Below are 13,263 nucleotides of genomic sequence, written 5' to 3'. Positions count from 1 at the left end.
CATGCTTGAAAAATGATAAGCTTTATGCTTTTAGCATTCAGCGTTTTGCTTGAAATGGCCGGACGTGAATAAGCTTTTCGCTTTCAGCCTTCTGCTTTCAGTCTGTACAAAATATGCTTGAATAGTTTTAAACAATAATTAAAAAAAACTCTCTTCAAAGGGAGCTTTTAAAAACGATCCACATGGCAGATAATCAGTATGATGCAATTGTAATTGGCTCAGGTATCAGCGGTGGCTGGGCCGCCAAAGAGCTTTGTGAAAAAGGCCTGAAGGTAATTATGCTTGAACGCGGCAGGAACATAGAACATAAAAAGGACTATGTAAATGCCAACAAGGAGAACTGGGAGTTTGAGCACCGTAATAACCGTACCCAGGAAATGATCAAAGAACACCCGGTATTAAAACGTGACTATCCTTTAAGTGAGGAAGTGTATGGTATGTGGGCAAACGATAAGGACTGTCCTTATACCGAAACAAAACCTTTCTCCTGGTTCAGGGGGTACCATGTAGGTGGCCGTTCCTTATTATGGGGCCGCCAGAGTTACCGTTTTAATAAATGGGATTTTGAAGCTAACGCCAAAGAAGGCATTGCGATCGACTGGCCCATCCGTTATGATGATATTGCTCCCTGGTATAGCTATGCCGAAAGATTTGCAGGTATACAGGGCAGTAAAGAAGGCCTGGAAGTATTGCCTGATGGTGATTTTATGCCGGCGATGGAGATGAATATTGTAGAGAAAGATCTGGCCGCAAGAATAAAAAAACATTACAACAATACCCGTCACATGTTTATTGGCCGTAGCGCCAATCTTACGCAGCCGCATCACGACCGGGTAAATTGCCAATACCGCAACCGTTGCTGGCGTGGTTGTCCGTTTGGTGCTTATTTCAGCACTCAATCGGCTACTTTACCGGCGGCAATGGCCACGGGTAATCTAACCCTGCGTCCATTCTCTATTGTAACTAAAATTTTATACGATAAGGATACCAAGAAAGCGACCGGTGTGGAAATACTGGATGCAGAGACCAACCAGACCTACGAATACAAATCTAAAATAGTATTCGTGTGTGCTTCCTCCTTCAACTCAACCTGGGTGTTAATGAACTCAGCAACCGATATCTGGCCTGATGGTTTGGGTAGTTCAAGCGGTGAGCTGGGACACAATGTAATGGACCATCATTTCCGTTGTGGTGCCAGCGGCCAGGTAGAAGGTTACGAAGATTTCAGGGTGTATGGCCGCAGACCAACGGGTATTTATATCCCAAGGTTCCGTAATATTTATAACGATAAGCGTGATTACCTGCGTGGTTTTGGTTACCAGGGTGGTGCGGGTCGTGGTCGTGGAGCCGAAGTGGCGGAGATGACCATTGGTGCAGCGTTAAAGGAATCACTGACCGAAATGGGATCATGGACCATGGGTATGACCGCTTTTGGCGAGGTATTACCTTATCATGAAAACATGATCAAGCTGAATAAAGATAAAAAAGACAAATGGGGCTTGCCGGTACTGGACATGAACGTGGAGATAAAAGAGAATGAAAAGAAGATGCGTATCGACATGGTGAATGATGCCAAAGAAATACTGGAGGCCGCCGGGGTTAAAAATGTAGGCACCTGGGATGATAACTATGAGTTTGGTATGGGTATACATGAAATGGGTACGGCACGTATGGGCCGCGATCCAAAAACTTCGGTGTTGAATGGTAACAACCAGGTTTGGGATGCCAAGAATGTATTTGTAACCGACGGGGCCTGTATGACTTCGGCCTCCTGTGTTAATCCCTCTTTAACCTATATGGCATTAACCGCACGTGCTGCTGATTTTGCCGTAAACGAACTGAAAAAAGGTAACTTATAAACTAAACAACAATGAAGCGTAGAGAATTAATAAAATTGGTGGGCTTAATAACCGGTGGCAGCATGATCGGCGGCCAGTTCTTCCTGAGCGGCTGTAATGCCGGTGGAAAAGCAGCTGGTGGCGCTTTTAATGAAGCCAATATGGCTTTGCTGAACGAGATCGGCGAAACCATTATCCCCACTACCAATACTCCCGGCGCTAAGGCGGCCAATGTAGCGGAGTTTATGCGTATACTGGTGACCGATTGTTATACGCAGGCCGAACAGGAAGCATTTATCAAAGGTATTTCCGAGATTGATGTGGTGAGCAATAAAATGCATAAAAATGATTTTATAAAATGTACACCCGAGCAGCGTCACGAAATACTGGTAAGCCTGGAAAAAGAGGCCAAAGAGTATAACCAGAAAGTATGGGAGGCGGATAAGCCGGAGCGTGAAAAATTCAAGGCGGAAAAACGTCCTTACAATTTTGTGCCTTCGCCCAAACATTATTACAGCATGATGCGCCAGATGAGTATAGCCGGCTATTTTAATTCGGAGATCGGCGCCAAACAGGCATTGGAGTACTTACCGGTGCCGGGTAAATACGATGGCGCATATCCGTATAAAAAAGGAGACAAAGCGTTTTATTGATAAAGCCGAACGCAGAAAGCTTAATGCTGAAAGCTTGAGAGACTTTTAAGTAAACGAACTCAGCATTCGGCATTAGGCACTGGGCACTGGGCTTTTCATCATTCATCATTCATCATTCAACATTCATAATTCTTCATTCTCTCATGTCCTATAACAGACGCGATTTTATAAAACTGGGTGTACAATCTGCTGCTGCAGTTGCCCTGCTACAAATGGGGTGCAACAGCGCAGGTAGTGCCACCGGATCGGGAAAACATATTGAACAATTCGGATTGCAACTATACACTTTACGTGATGATATGCCCAAAGACCCTAAAGCTGTTTTAAAACAGGTAGCCGGCTTTGGTTATAAACAGATTGAAAGTTATGAAGGTGGCCAGGGAATGTTCTGGGGTATGGGTCACAAAGGCTTTAAACAATACATGGACGAGTTGGGTATGACAATCGTATCCTCTCACTGTGATATGAACAGGGACTTTGAACGCAAAGCTGCTGAAGCAGCTGAAATAGGTATGAAGTACCTGGTATGTCCCTACCTGGGTAAACAAAAAAGCCTGGACGATTATAAACGGTATGCCGATACCTTTAACCAAAAGGGGGAAATATGCCGTAAGAACGGCATCCGGTTTGCCTATCATAACCACGATTACTCCTTTGAAAAAATGGACGGGCAGTATCCGCAGAAGATTATGATGGATATGACCAATAAGGAGACCGTTGATTACGAGATGGATATTTACTGGGTGGTGGCTGCCGGCGAAGATGTTCAAAGCTGGTTAGGCAACTATAAAAACCGGTTCCGCCTTAGTCATATTAAGGACCGTGCAAAAAATGCCACAGGCGGCGATGCCTCTGTGAATTTGGGTACCGGTAGTATTGACTTCAGTAAAGTACTCAGATCGGCCATTGATAATGGCATGCAATATTTTATTGTAGAACAGGAGAAATACGAAGGCACAACGCCGCTGGAAGCAGTAAAAGCCAATGCTGCTTATATGAAAGGGTTAAAAGTATAACCTGCTCCGTTTAATACTAACCATGAATATAAAATAAAGCGCATCAATACCCATTGATGCGCTTTTGCATTCAGGTAGAAAGCAATGAACTGCACTTGACAGGAAAATAGCGGCAGCAGCTGTAACCGTATACAAATTATCTGCGTCAAAAGATGCAGGTTGTAAAATGTATTACAACCTGTAAAATAATAATGATGATGTACCGGATAGTGTTTGTATTAGGTCTGTTAGTTAGCATGGTTGCCACCGCACAGGTAATAAACGCTCCGCAACTGGACGCCTATTTCAAAGTATTGGCCGAAAACGATAAGTTTATGGGTAATGTGCTGATCAGCGCCAATGGTAAAAATATTTACCAGTACCAGGCAGGCAAGGCTGATATAAGTACTCAAGCCAGGCTAACAGATTCCAGCAGGTTCAGGATAGGGTCAGTGTCTAAAACCTATACCGCTGTTTTAATATTAAAGGCCGTTGAAGAAAAAAAGCTGTCACTGGAACAGCCCATTGATAAATACTTTCCCAACCTGGTTAATGCCCGGAAAATTACTATCCGGCAATTATTAAATCACCATAGCGGTATAAAGAACTTTACCAATGCGGATGACTTTGGCGAATGGACCATGCAGGCCAGGACCGGCGATGAACTCCTGGCAAGAATAGCAGCCGGCGGCAGTGATTTTGAACCGGGTACCAAAGGCGAATACAGTAATTCCAACTATGTATTACTATCCCTGGTTTTACAACAACTGTATCAAAAACCTTATGATGATATTTTAAAGGAAAAGATCATTATGCCCCTCGGTTTAAAAAATACCGGCTACGGACCCGCTGCAGCTGCCGGCACATTCAATGCAAACGGCTATATTTATAAAACTGGCTGGGAATTAAAAAATCTCACCCCGCTATCTATCCCGCTGGGAGCCGGTGCTATTGTAACGACTGCTGCAGACCTGTCGGTTTTTATTCAGGCGCTGTTTAATGGCAGGATCATCAATGCACAATCCCTGGAAGCAATGATGACGGAAACCGGCGGTTATGGCCTGGGATTATTTAAACAAACCATCCACGGCGCAACAGCATATACACATAGTGGTGTTATCGACGGTTTTTATAGCTTCTTCTATTATTTCCCCGAAGCAAAGCTGGTGTATGTATTTACCGCTAATGGCAGAAACTATGACCTGGCGAAAGTAAATGAAACAGTATTCAAGGCTATCTTTCAGCAACCTTTTGACATTCCTTCTTTCAATGCCTATAAGGTAACAAATGCCATGCTGAAGGTTTATGAAGGTGAGTATACCAGCGAACAGGCGCCACTGGTTATTACCATCAGCAGTAAGGATGATCAGTTACTGGCGCACCCGGTAGGGCAGCAGGTATTTACTATGGAGGCTGTGAGTGCACATCATTTTATCCATGAAGCAACCGGTGTAAGCCTGGAGTTTAAACCGGCTGAAAAACAAATGATATTAAAACAGGGCTCGCAGACCTTACTCTTTACCAGGAAATAATAAAACGATACGGGGATTACAAAAATAAGCGGACAAATATCCATACACAGGGCACCGCTATCAGCAATGAATCAAAGCGGTCAAGAAAGCCGCCATGCCCGGGCATCATCGTGCCACTGTCTTTCACCCCGGCCATGCGTTTTAGTTTTGATTCCAGTAAATCACCGCTGGTGCCTGCTACAGCGGCAATGGAAGCAATAGTGATCAGTACAGGATATAAATTATTCAGCTGGTCATTATAAAATAAAGCCGGAAATAATAAACCGATAGTGGCCACGGCCAGTATGGCGCCGCCAATAGTACCTTCCCAGGTTTTTTTAGGCGATATTTTGGAGAAAGGGGTTTTACCAATAAAGGAACCCACAATATAAGCCATGGTATCATTTACCCAGATGCTTAATAAAATGGTAAGGGGGAGAAAGAATGCAGGTGACTGCCAGTAACCTTCTTCGGTAATAACATAAATTGGTTTATACAGGTCTAATAACAATCCTATGTTTACCGATAAATATAATAGTCCCAAAGCTGCAGAAAGATAGGCTTTCAGGTGAATCACTTTTTGTTGAAAAGTGCCCACCATCGTTAATAAAGTGCCGGCTATCAGGAGTATAAAATGTACGTTGACGTAATAACCAAAAAGGCCAAACTTCTTGTAGATAATATGAGTATCTGTAAGCCAACTGCTAAGAATAGGTACATATAACATGATGGCAAACCCCAGAAGAAAGAAGCCCAACTTCAGGTTCAGGTCAATCTCGGTCTTGAATATTTTTTCAATTAAACGCAGGTATTCCCGCCAGCCGCCGACATGTACAATGGTAAATAGTAATAAAAAGCTCCAGTAGCTATATAAAAAACCTGCAGCCATAATGGCGGCAAAACTTAAACCATAAATTGCCCTCGTTGTAAATACCGACCAGTTCATTGCCATGGGAAGAACGTTAAAATAAAATTTAAAAATCTAACAGATCTGATTGCTGTTTCGGCTGTTCGGGCCTGGCTTTTTGTAATAATATAAATAATATCACGATTGCAGGAATAGCCAGTAAGCCCCAATAACTTCCCTCTGTTTCATTTAAAGCGGCAGTAAGATCCTTACCGGAGGTTTTATAATAGTATAAAGCCGTCAGCGCAATGGCATTATTAATAAAGTGGGCCAGTACCGCCAGCCATAAACGACCGGTATAATGGTAAATAGCGCCCAACACAATACCTAAGAACAAACGGGATAAAAAGCCAAAGCCGGACAGGTGCACTACGCTGAAAATAAGACTCACTACAATAATGGCCAGCCAGGGATTACGGGTACTGCGGCTTAAAAAGTTCTGGAATACGCCCCGGAACAGGGCTTCCTCACATAAGGCCGGTAAAAATGCCATCACTACCAGGGAAAATAAATAATCGCTGAAACTATTCAGGCCTATAATGCCGGCAACCTGTTGGTTGTACTTGGTTTCCAGGGTAGTGAAATAATTTGTCCAGCTTGCGGGCAGGGGCAGTTGATGGCTTAAATAGCCCAGGCTACCGGAAACGGCCAGTCCCAGCAGCATAATACCAATTACCAGACCTAGTTGTTTTACAGTGCCTTGCGCCGGTGTAAAGCCCATTAAGCGGGCCGGGTACCGGTTTAACATGGCTGCGGTAGTAAAAGCCGGTAACAGGAAACCTACCACCGCCATAATGCTCTGAATGATCTTGGCGCTGCCGGAATAAGCGGGATTTAACATATCCTCGGCAAAACTGGACATACCCCGGCCGGTAAGCAGGGGCCAGATAGATACAGCCAGCATGCTGGCCAGGAAAGTACCCGCAATGGTGAAACAAATGGCCATAAAAAAGCCTGCCGTATAAGATATTCCTTTGCTGCCGCTATCGTTCATAATGGTATTAAAAAATAAGTGTGTAAATTTGCAGGCACAAAAATAGGGCAATGTACTGTAGGTGCAGGCACAAATACATGTATGGTACAGGCCCGGGATAATTTTATGGTTAAAATTGGCAATATTTCTTTACCGGAATTTCCGTTGTTGTTAGCACCAATGGAAGATGTGAGCGACCCGCCTTTTCGTGCCGTATGTAAGGACAATGGCGCCGACATGATGTATACCGAATTCATTAGCAGTGAAGGACTTATACGTGATGCGATCAAAAGTCGCCGTAAACTGGACATCTTTGAATATGAGCGTCCTGTAGGCATCCAGATCTTTGGCGGCGACGAGGACAGCCTGGCCATGGCTGCTAAAATTGTAGAAGTGACCAATCCGGATCTGCTGGATATCAACTTCGGCTGCCCCGTTAAAAAAGTGGCCTGCCGTGGCGCCGGTGCCGGTGTTTTAAAGGATATTGACCTGATGGTACGTCTCACTTCGGCCGTGGTAAAAAGTACCAGCCTGCCTGTAACGGTAAAAACCCGCCTGGGCTGGGATGATGAAACCAAGAATATTGAAGAAGTGGCCGAACGCCTGCAGGATGTAGGCATTAAGGCCCTGGCTATTCATGGCCGTACCCGTACCCAGATGTACAAGGGCGAAGCCGACTGGACTCTCATCGGTAAAGTAAAAAACAACCCCCGCATACAGATCCCCATTTTTGGTAATGGTGATATTGACAGCCCCGAAAAAGCGGTGGAATATAAAAACCGTTATGGCATTGATGGTATCATGATCGGTCGTGCGGCTATTGGTTATCCCTGGATATTCCGCGAGATCAAACATTTTATGGAAACAGGTGAGCACCATGCGCCACCAACCATTGAAGAACGTATTGCAGTAGTACGTAAACACTTAAAGTTGAGTGTGCAGTGGAAAAACGATGTGGTGGGCATCAACGAAATGCGCCGTCATTATGCCAACTATTTAAAAGGCTTACCTAATATTAAAGAATACCGCAACCGACTGGTAACTATTAAAACCGAAGCGGAGATCAACGACGTGCTGGATGAAATAGCTGTAAAATACCAGGGCTACGAAATTGATAAAACCCCTATTGAACTGATCAACTACCACGAAAAATGCCCGGTGGATTAGGAGATTGTAAGTTTTACGTAATAAGTGATAGGTTTGAAACTTCTGCTATGCCCGCTATGCGAAACTTGTAGTTTCGCATAAATATGCTATCGCCTTTGGCGATAAAAACACAAACAAATTACGGCATATCTGAATGAGCAGTTGTCAATACCGGTAACAAACAGCATTGATATTCATGCCGGCACCTACCGATGCAAAAAGAATGACATCATCTTTTACCAGGTTGTGATCAGGTAAAAGGCCCTTTATCACCAGGTCATATAAAGTAGGTATGGTGGCAACGGAGCTGTTGCCCAGCTTGCCAATACTCAGTGGCATGATATGGGTGGGAGGGGTGCTGATCCCGTATAATTCATAAAAACGTTTAATAATGCCCTCATCCATTTTTTCATTTGCCTGGTGAATAAACACTTTTTTCAATGCAAGAATATCCACCCCGGCTTTATCCAGGCATTCTTTCATAGCCAGCGGGACATGTTGCATGGCGAATTCGTATACTTTCCGCCCTTTCATCTTTAAATACTTATCCTGTTCCTTAAGTTTTGGCGAAAAACTTTTATCCAGATAGATATAGTTTATATCGGACACGCTGTAGCTTTTAGCCGCTACGGCCAGGATACCAGCCGCTGAGTCATTTTCCGCGGGCACACATTCCACCATAGAGGTCCCGGCGCCATCAGCATAAATCATACTGTCGCGGTCGGCGGGATCATACACCCTGGATAGAATTTCGGCTCCTATCACCAGGCCTTTACGGGCCATACCGGCCTGGCAGAATGCCTGCGCTATGATCAAACCCTGTACCCATCCGGGACAGCCAAAAATAATATCAAAGGAAACACAGGAGGGATTGGCAATATGGAGCAGGTGTTTTACCTGGTTAGCCAGTGAGGGCACCATTTCTGTTTGAGCCCCACCGGTTTTTACATTGCCGAAATTATGGGCGACAATTATAAAATCAATTGACTCGGGATCAACTCCGCTGTCGTCAATAGCTTTTTGGGCGGCCATCGCAGCAATATCAGCCGTGTGTAATTCTGGGGAAGCATAACGGCGTTCTGTGATACCCGTTATGTTTTTGAGATTATCAATGATCGCTTCTGGTGTTTTATCAACAAGTTGCTGGTGCTCGTTATAAAAGGTAGCTGACAAAAAATCTTCGTTCGTTTGTATGCGTTCCGGAATATAAGAGCCGGTGCCTGTTATAATAAGTCTTTGCATCATGAATTAGCCATAGTAGCTGATTATTTTATTTTAACAACATTGATAGCGCTTAACCCGCGGGCGCCGCTTTCAACATCAAATTGTACTTTATCCGTTTCGGCTACTTGTTCCGTTAGGTTATTAACATGAAGAAAGATCCTTTCACCGCTTACTGCATCGGTAATAAACCCAAATCCTTTGACAGTATTAAAAAATGTAATAGTACCGGTTCTTACTACATATTCCATCGGTACTTGCTTGGGTGTACTGATGATCATATCTTCACTGTTGATCACCTTACGTTTACGTGGGTCAGGAGGTGTGTTGGTGAAATTTCCGTTTTCATCAATATACACCATCATATCTTCCAGTGTTTTTTCTTTCTTAGGCGCTGCTTTGCGCTGTTCCATCTTTTCAGCCTTAGCTTGTCGTTGTTTTCTTTTCTTTTGTTCTTTTTCTTTTTTGTTAAAGGTTTCTTTGGGTTTAGCCACTATTAATTGTTTTGAATGAATGATTATGCTGACTTTATCATGGTTTTATTACTTCCATCCTGGTAATATCAACACCATTAAATATCCTGGAAAAGTTTTCATCACCGCTTTCCATGTAGGAGGGCAGGTGCAGTTCGCTTACAATACGCCACAGGTTTTTACGTTGTAACTCCTCACTGTCTTTTGTATTTAAAAACAATCCTTTCAGGCTCGGACGTGATCTGAAACTTATCTGGACAAGATCATTTTTAATATTCTTTTTGGCATTAAAGGCTTGAATTTCTTCGCTGGTCATATGATAAATTTAAAATTAGGGGCAAAGGGTTATTGTTTTATAGTAACTATAAAACCTGGAAATCACTTTGGATGGAATAGGAGTGCTGTTTAGAATTACCAATTGTTCCGTGGGTCCCGTTTTGCTTTTTCCCGCGCTACCGATACCGAAATTTGCCTGCCTTGTACTTCTTTGTTATTTAAATTTTCGATGGCATGATTAGCTTCATCATCAATATCCATTTCAACAAAAGCAAAACCACGGCTTTGACCGGTTTGCCTGTCGGTGATGATTTTCAGTGAACTGACTGTTCCGTATTCGGAAAAAAGTTGTTGCAAGTCGTTTTCGCTAGTGTTAAAACTCAGGTTCGACACATACATATTCATATAAGAATAGTTTAAAAATGAAAAATGTTTGTGACGAAAAACTTTTGCAAGGAGCAAAGAAAAGATGAACTTTTACATAGAGAAGAGAAGCGTAAAGATTGATGCTAGTCTGAACTGAATACCGTAAACTCTCCCATCACTGACTAAAGATAGCCTATTATGGGCAGATACCCAAACTTATTTGTGTTTCAACCAGTCAATAAGATGGAGATTGCTCATCAATAAACAGTAAAAATGCAGCCTTTTATTATAGGTATATGAAAGGTTTGCTATATGAAACTTGTAGTTTCAAATGGATATGTTATTGCCTTTGGCGAAGTGTTGTATTGTCAGCAATAGATTCATCATTCTTTTTCTGTGATCACTACAAAGTCTGCAATCGCTGCCAGTGCTTCTTTGGTCATAGCATCGGCAATGGGCTTGGGTACACACGTTACATTTTTGATCACCAGTTTTTTATTGCGGCGTTGTAACTGTTCAATAGTGCCCAATTTATCATCACTGTGAAAGCGTCCGCAAAGATGGTATACCAGGTCTTTCTTATGTTTCTTCCGGTATTGATGAATGCTGTAACTCATGGAAGCATCCCACAGGTTTTGGCTATGGTAAATACTGGGGCGACCATGCCCGGCCATCAGGTCCCAGAACTTTTTGGCATAAGCACCGTCTAAAGTATCATAAGGTAATTGGGGTAACCACTGTTTGGCTTCTTTTGAAAGACTGTCCAGGCTTTGCATGCCCCGGCGGGCTACCAGGTTTACATAACGACGGGGAGCATTGGCGGCTATTACTGCAAGCGATTGCTCCTTGGCGTATTCAACCAAAGGACGGTAATCCTGGTAATTACCCCATGCACGGGCATCTTTGATCATTTGTGCTTCGGTAATAAAACCCTGCAGATAATCGTTCAGGGGTGTCTGGCAATCAGTCTCAAACATTTCCATGCTTAGTGCCAGCTGATTTCCTTTTACCTGGTGTAATGCTTTAAACAATTCGTGTTGTAATACATGTGCCATGCTATCGTTATGTTCTTCACCTACAAAAACCACATGTGCTGTACTTAACTCGGCGGCCATATCTGCTACGCTTACGGGTTGCATGATGCCGGAGCGGTAAGCTGTAAATTTTTGGGCAAACGATAATTGGCTTGCCAGGACGGCTAATACAAGGATGAATATTTTCCGCATGTTGTATGCTTAATTTATTGCTGTTTCTAAAAGTTTGATCAAGGTTTCTTTGCTTGGCAGTACTGTTAAATACTTACTGGCAAAGATTTGCTTATTGTTTTCAGGCAAAGTGAATTCTACCACCGCTTCACTCTTGTTTTGACAAAGTATAATACCGATGGTTTTATTTTCCTCTGCTAATTTTATTTTCCTGTCATAGTAATTTACATACATCTGCATTTGACCGATATCCTGGTGTTTAAGTTCCCCTACTTTTAAATCGATCAGCACAAAGCAACGGAGTATCCTATTATAAAATACCAGATCAATCCTGAAATGTTTGTCGTCAAAACTAATCCTGTCCTGCCTTGCAACAAATGTAAATCCGCTTCCTAATTCAAGTAGGAAGTGCTCCAGCTTATCAATTAACTTCTCCTCCAGGTCGTTTTCCGAAAAGGCCGATAATTCGGGAAGCCCGATAAATTCTAAAATGTAGGGATCTTTAATGGCATCCCGTGGTTCTTCAATAATTTGACCTTCCCTGGCTAGTGTAAGAGTTTCTTTCTTGTTTTTGCCTAACGCAAGCCTTGTGAATAAAGCTGTGTCATATTGACGGTTTAGTTCCCGCAGGCTCCAGTTGTTTTTTAAAGATTCAACTTCATAGAATTGACGTTCATGAATATCGTCGATCCGCATTAATTTCAGGTAATGAGACCAGCTCAATTTGAATTCGTCAGACACTGTCTGACTTTTGTGTAAGTCTGGTAATTGATCCGACTGCTTAGAATAGATAAGGTAAAATTGCCTCATCTGTTTTAGATTGGTTGCGGAAAATCCTTTTCCAAACTTTTTAATCAATTTAACTGAAAGACTGGATAGGAGCTTTGTACCATAACCGGCCCGTTCCTTGCCCATTTGTTCTTCTTCTACGATCATTTTGCCAATTTCAAAGTATGTTAATACCATTGTATGATTTACGGTATGAACAACTTTTTGCCTGGCCGCATTTAATAGAGCAGTAATTCTATCTATTAAGATATTAGTAGAAGAGGTCGACATTATTTTATCATGCTTATTAAGGCTGGCCTACAAATATAAGGCTTATCCTGGTTGACGGTTTATATGACAAAAAGCTATAATAGTTAAGCGCGTTTCTGCCTTACTATCTTATAAATTTTAATAGCGCTCATTAACAATACCACAAAGCCCACCAGACCCAATATGCCCCAGATAGCACTCATGTTTTGTTTGACCGTTACAAGCATAACAATAGCTACAAGAAAAATGGTAGCCACCTCGTTCCAGATGCGTAACTGCTGTGATGTATATTTAAACTCTCCGCGTAGTTGTTGCTTTAAAATAAAATGCAGGGTATGATGGTAAACATATAACAGCAATACAAATAATAATTTGATATGCAGCCAGGTATGCATTTTAAAAGTGCTGGCCCATGGTCCGTAAAACATCACCCATAAACCCATGATTAAAGTAATAATGGCCGAGGGCCAGGTAATGCCGTACCATAGCCGTTTTAACATGACCGAAAATTGCTTGCGTAAGATCTCTCTGGCAGGTGAGGGCTGCTCACCGGCTTCAGTATTATAAATGAGTAAACGGGGCATGTAAAATAACCCGGCAAACCAGGTTACAATAAAAATGATATGTAAGGCTTTTAAATATAAATACATGCTTTCAATTG

At 42.6% G+C, this 13,263-nt stretch carries 14 protein-coding genes; 5 read left to right on the top strand and 9 right to left on the bottom strand.

What is annotated here, in order from left to right; translation table 11 throughout:
• The first annotated feature begins 182 nt into the window (after nucleotides 1-182).
• From ACFS6H_RS02070 to ACFS6H_RS02055, 4 genes are all read left to right on the top strand, one after another.
• A complete protein-coding gene (locus ACFS6H_RS02070) occupies nucleotides 183-1,859 on the top strand; it encodes a GMC oxidoreductase (protein WP_386094672.1) in 1,677 nt (558 codons plus the stop codon).
• Nucleotides 1,860-1,870: 11 nt separating this feature from the next.
• On the top strand, nucleotides 1,871-2,491 hold the full coding sequence (locus tag ACFS6H_RS02065; protein WP_386094669.1) for a gluconate 2-dehydrogenase subunit 3 family protein: 621 nt from the start codon (nucleotides 1,871-1,873) through the stop codon (nucleotides 2,489-2,491).
• 143 nt (nucleotides 2,492-2,634) lie between these two features.
• Nucleotides 2,635-3,507 carry a sugar phosphate isomerase/epimerase family protein gene (locus tag ACFS6H_RS02060; protein WP_386094666.1) on the top strand — a complete coding sequence of 291 codons (873 nt, stop codon included), beginning with the start codon at nucleotides 2,635-2,637 and terminating at the stop codon, nucleotides 3,505-3,507.
• 194 nt (nucleotides 3,508-3,701) lie between these two features.
• A complete protein-coding gene (locus ACFS6H_RS02055) occupies nucleotides 3,702-5,018 on the top strand; it encodes a serine hydrolase domain-containing protein (RefSeq protein WP_386094663.1) in 1,317 nt (438 codons plus the stop codon).
• A gap of 16 nt (nucleotides 5,019-5,034) precedes the next feature.
• Here the strand turns inward: ACFS6H_RS02055 and ACFS6H_RS02050 are convergent, their stop codons facing one another.
• Together ACFS6H_RS02050 and ACFS6H_RS02045 are read right to left on the bottom strand one after the other, a co-directional pair.
• On the bottom strand, nucleotides 5,035-5,949 hold the full coding sequence (locus ACFS6H_RS02050; RefSeq protein WP_386094660.1) for a phosphatidate cytidylyltransferase: 915 nt from the start codon (nucleotides 5,947-5,949) through the stop codon (nucleotides 5,035-5,037).
• A 22-nt stretch (nucleotides 5,950-5,971) separates the two neighbouring features.
• Nucleotides 5,972-6,898, bottom strand: a complete 927-nt coding sequence (locus tag ACFS6H_RS02045) for a CPBP family glutamic-type intramembrane protease (RefSeq protein ID WP_386094657.1) — start codon at nucleotides 6,896-6,898, stop codon at nucleotides 5,972-5,974.
• Nucleotides 6,899-7,003: 105 nt separating this feature from the next.
• Here ACFS6H_RS02045 and dusB point away from each other — a divergent pair, with 105 nt between their 5' ends.
• Nucleotides 7,004-8,044, top strand: a complete 1,041-nt coding sequence (dusB, locus tag ACFS6H_RS02040; protein ID WP_386097217.1) for a tRNA dihydrouridine synthase DusB — start codon at nucleotides 7,004-7,006, stop codon at nucleotides 8,042-8,044.
• Between the two features lie 144 nt (nucleotides 8,045-8,188).
• On the opposite strand, the gene ACFS6H_RS02035 is transcribed toward dusB, so the two are convergent.
• From ACFS6H_RS02035 to ACFS6H_RS02005, 7 genes are all read right to left on the bottom strand, one after another.
• A complete protein-coding gene (locus ACFS6H_RS02035) occupies nucleotides 8,189-9,268 on the bottom strand; it encodes a 3-oxoacyl-ACP synthase III family protein (RefSeq protein ID WP_386094654.1) in 1,080 nt (359 codons plus the stop codon).
• Nucleotides 9,269-9,288: 20 nt separating this feature from the next.
• The gene (locus ACFS6H_RS02030) at nucleotides 9,289-9,738 is read right to left on the bottom strand and encodes a cold-shock protein (protein WP_386094651.1); all 450 of its coding nucleotides are present in this window, start codon (nucleotides 9,736-9,738) and stop codon (nucleotides 9,289-9,291) included.
• A 37-nt stretch (nucleotides 9,739-9,775) separates the two neighbouring features.
• Entirely contained in the window at nucleotides 9,776-10,033 is a 258-nt protein-coding gene (locus ACFS6H_RS02025) for a hypothetical protein (RefSeq protein ID WP_386094648.1), read from the bottom strand.
• 95 nt (nucleotides 10,034-10,128) lie between these two features.
• Nucleotides 10,129-10,398, bottom strand: coding sequence for an RNA recognition motif domain-containing protein (locus ACFS6H_RS02020; protein WP_386094646.1), 270 nt, complete (start codon nucleotides 10,396-10,398; stop codon nucleotides 10,129-10,131).
• 344 nt (nucleotides 10,399-10,742) lie between these two features.
• Entirely contained in the window at nucleotides 10,743-11,585 is an 843-nt protein-coding gene (locus ACFS6H_RS02015; protein ID WP_386094643.1) for a ChaN family lipoprotein, read from the bottom strand.
• 9 nt (nucleotides 11,586-11,594) lie between these two features.
• A complete protein-coding gene (locus tag ACFS6H_RS02010; protein WP_386094640.1) occupies nucleotides 11,595-12,623 on the bottom strand; it encodes a PDDEXK nuclease domain-containing protein in 1,029 nt (342 codons plus the stop codon).
• A gap of 83 nt (nucleotides 12,624-12,706) precedes the next feature.
• A complete protein-coding gene (locus tag ACFS6H_RS02005; protein ID WP_386094637.1) occupies nucleotides 12,707-13,252 on the bottom strand; it encodes a CopD family protein in 546 nt (181 codons plus the stop codon).
• Nucleotides 13,253-13,263: the final 11 nt, after the last annotated feature.

The sequence above is a fragment of the Terrimonas rubra genome, assembly GCF_042686025.1.
Classification (GTDB): domain Bacteria; phylum Bacteroidota; class Bacteroidia; order Chitinophagales; family Chitinophagaceae; genus Terrimonas; species Terrimonas rubra.
This window is presented reverse-complemented; position numbering and strand designations above follow the sequence as displayed.

What these genes read in the sequence shown, in the direction of transcription:
- ACFS6H_RS02060 (WP_386094666.1), top strand. Translation starts at nt 2,635, where the DNA reads ATGTCCTATAACAGACGCGATTTTATAAAACTGGGTGTACAATCTGCT.
- ACFS6H_RS02050 (WP_386094660.1), bottom strand. Translation starts at nt 5,949, where the DNA reads ATGGCAATGAACTGGTCGGTATTTACAACGAGGGCAATTTATGGTTTA.
- ACFS6H_RS02020 (WP_386094646.1), bottom strand. Translation starts at nt 10,398, where the DNA reads ATGAATATGTATGTGTCGAACCTGAGTTTTAACACTAGCGAAAACGAC.
- ACFS6H_RS02015 (WP_386094643.1), bottom strand. Translation starts at nt 11,585, where the DNA reads ATGCGGAAAATATTCATCCTTGTATTAGCCGTCCTGGCAAGCCAATTA.
- ACFS6H_RS02035 (WP_386094654.1), bottom strand. Translation starts at nt 9,268, where the DNA reads ATGATGCAAAGACTTATTATAACAGGCACCGGCTCTTATATTCCGGAA.
- ACFS6H_RS02055 (WP_386094663.1), top strand. Translation starts at nt 3,702, where the DNA reads ATGATGTACCGGATAGTGTTTGTATTAGGTCTGTTAGTTAGCATGGTT.
- ACFS6H_RS02025 (WP_386094648.1), bottom strand. Translation starts at nt 10,033, where the DNA reads ATGACCAGCGAAGAAATTCAAGCCTTTAATGCCAAAAAGAATATTAAA.
- dusB (WP_386097217.1), top strand. Translation starts at nt 7,004, where the DNA reads ATGGTTAAAATTGGCAATATTTCTTTACCGGAATTTCCGTTGTTGTTA.
- ACFS6H_RS02005 (WP_386094637.1), bottom strand. Translation starts at nt 13,252, where the DNA reads ATGTATTTATATTTAAAAGCCTTACATATCATTTTTATTGTAACCTGG.
- ACFS6H_RS02010 (WP_386094640.1), bottom strand. Translation starts at nt 12,623, where the DNA reads ATGTCGACCTCTTCTACTAATATCTTAATAGATAGAATTACTGCTCTA.
- ACFS6H_RS02065 (WP_386094669.1), top strand. Translation starts at nt 1,871, where the DNA reads ATGAAGCGTAGAGAATTAATAAAATTGGTGGGCTTAATAACCGGTGGC.
- ACFS6H_RS02045 (WP_386094657.1), bottom strand. Translation starts at nt 6,898, where the DNA reads ATGAACGATAGCGGCAGCAAAGGAATATCTTATACGGCAGGCTTTTTT.
- ACFS6H_RS02070 (WP_386094672.1), top strand. Translation starts at nt 183, where the DNA reads ATGGCAGATAATCAGTATGATGCAATTGTAATTGGCTCAGGTATCAGC.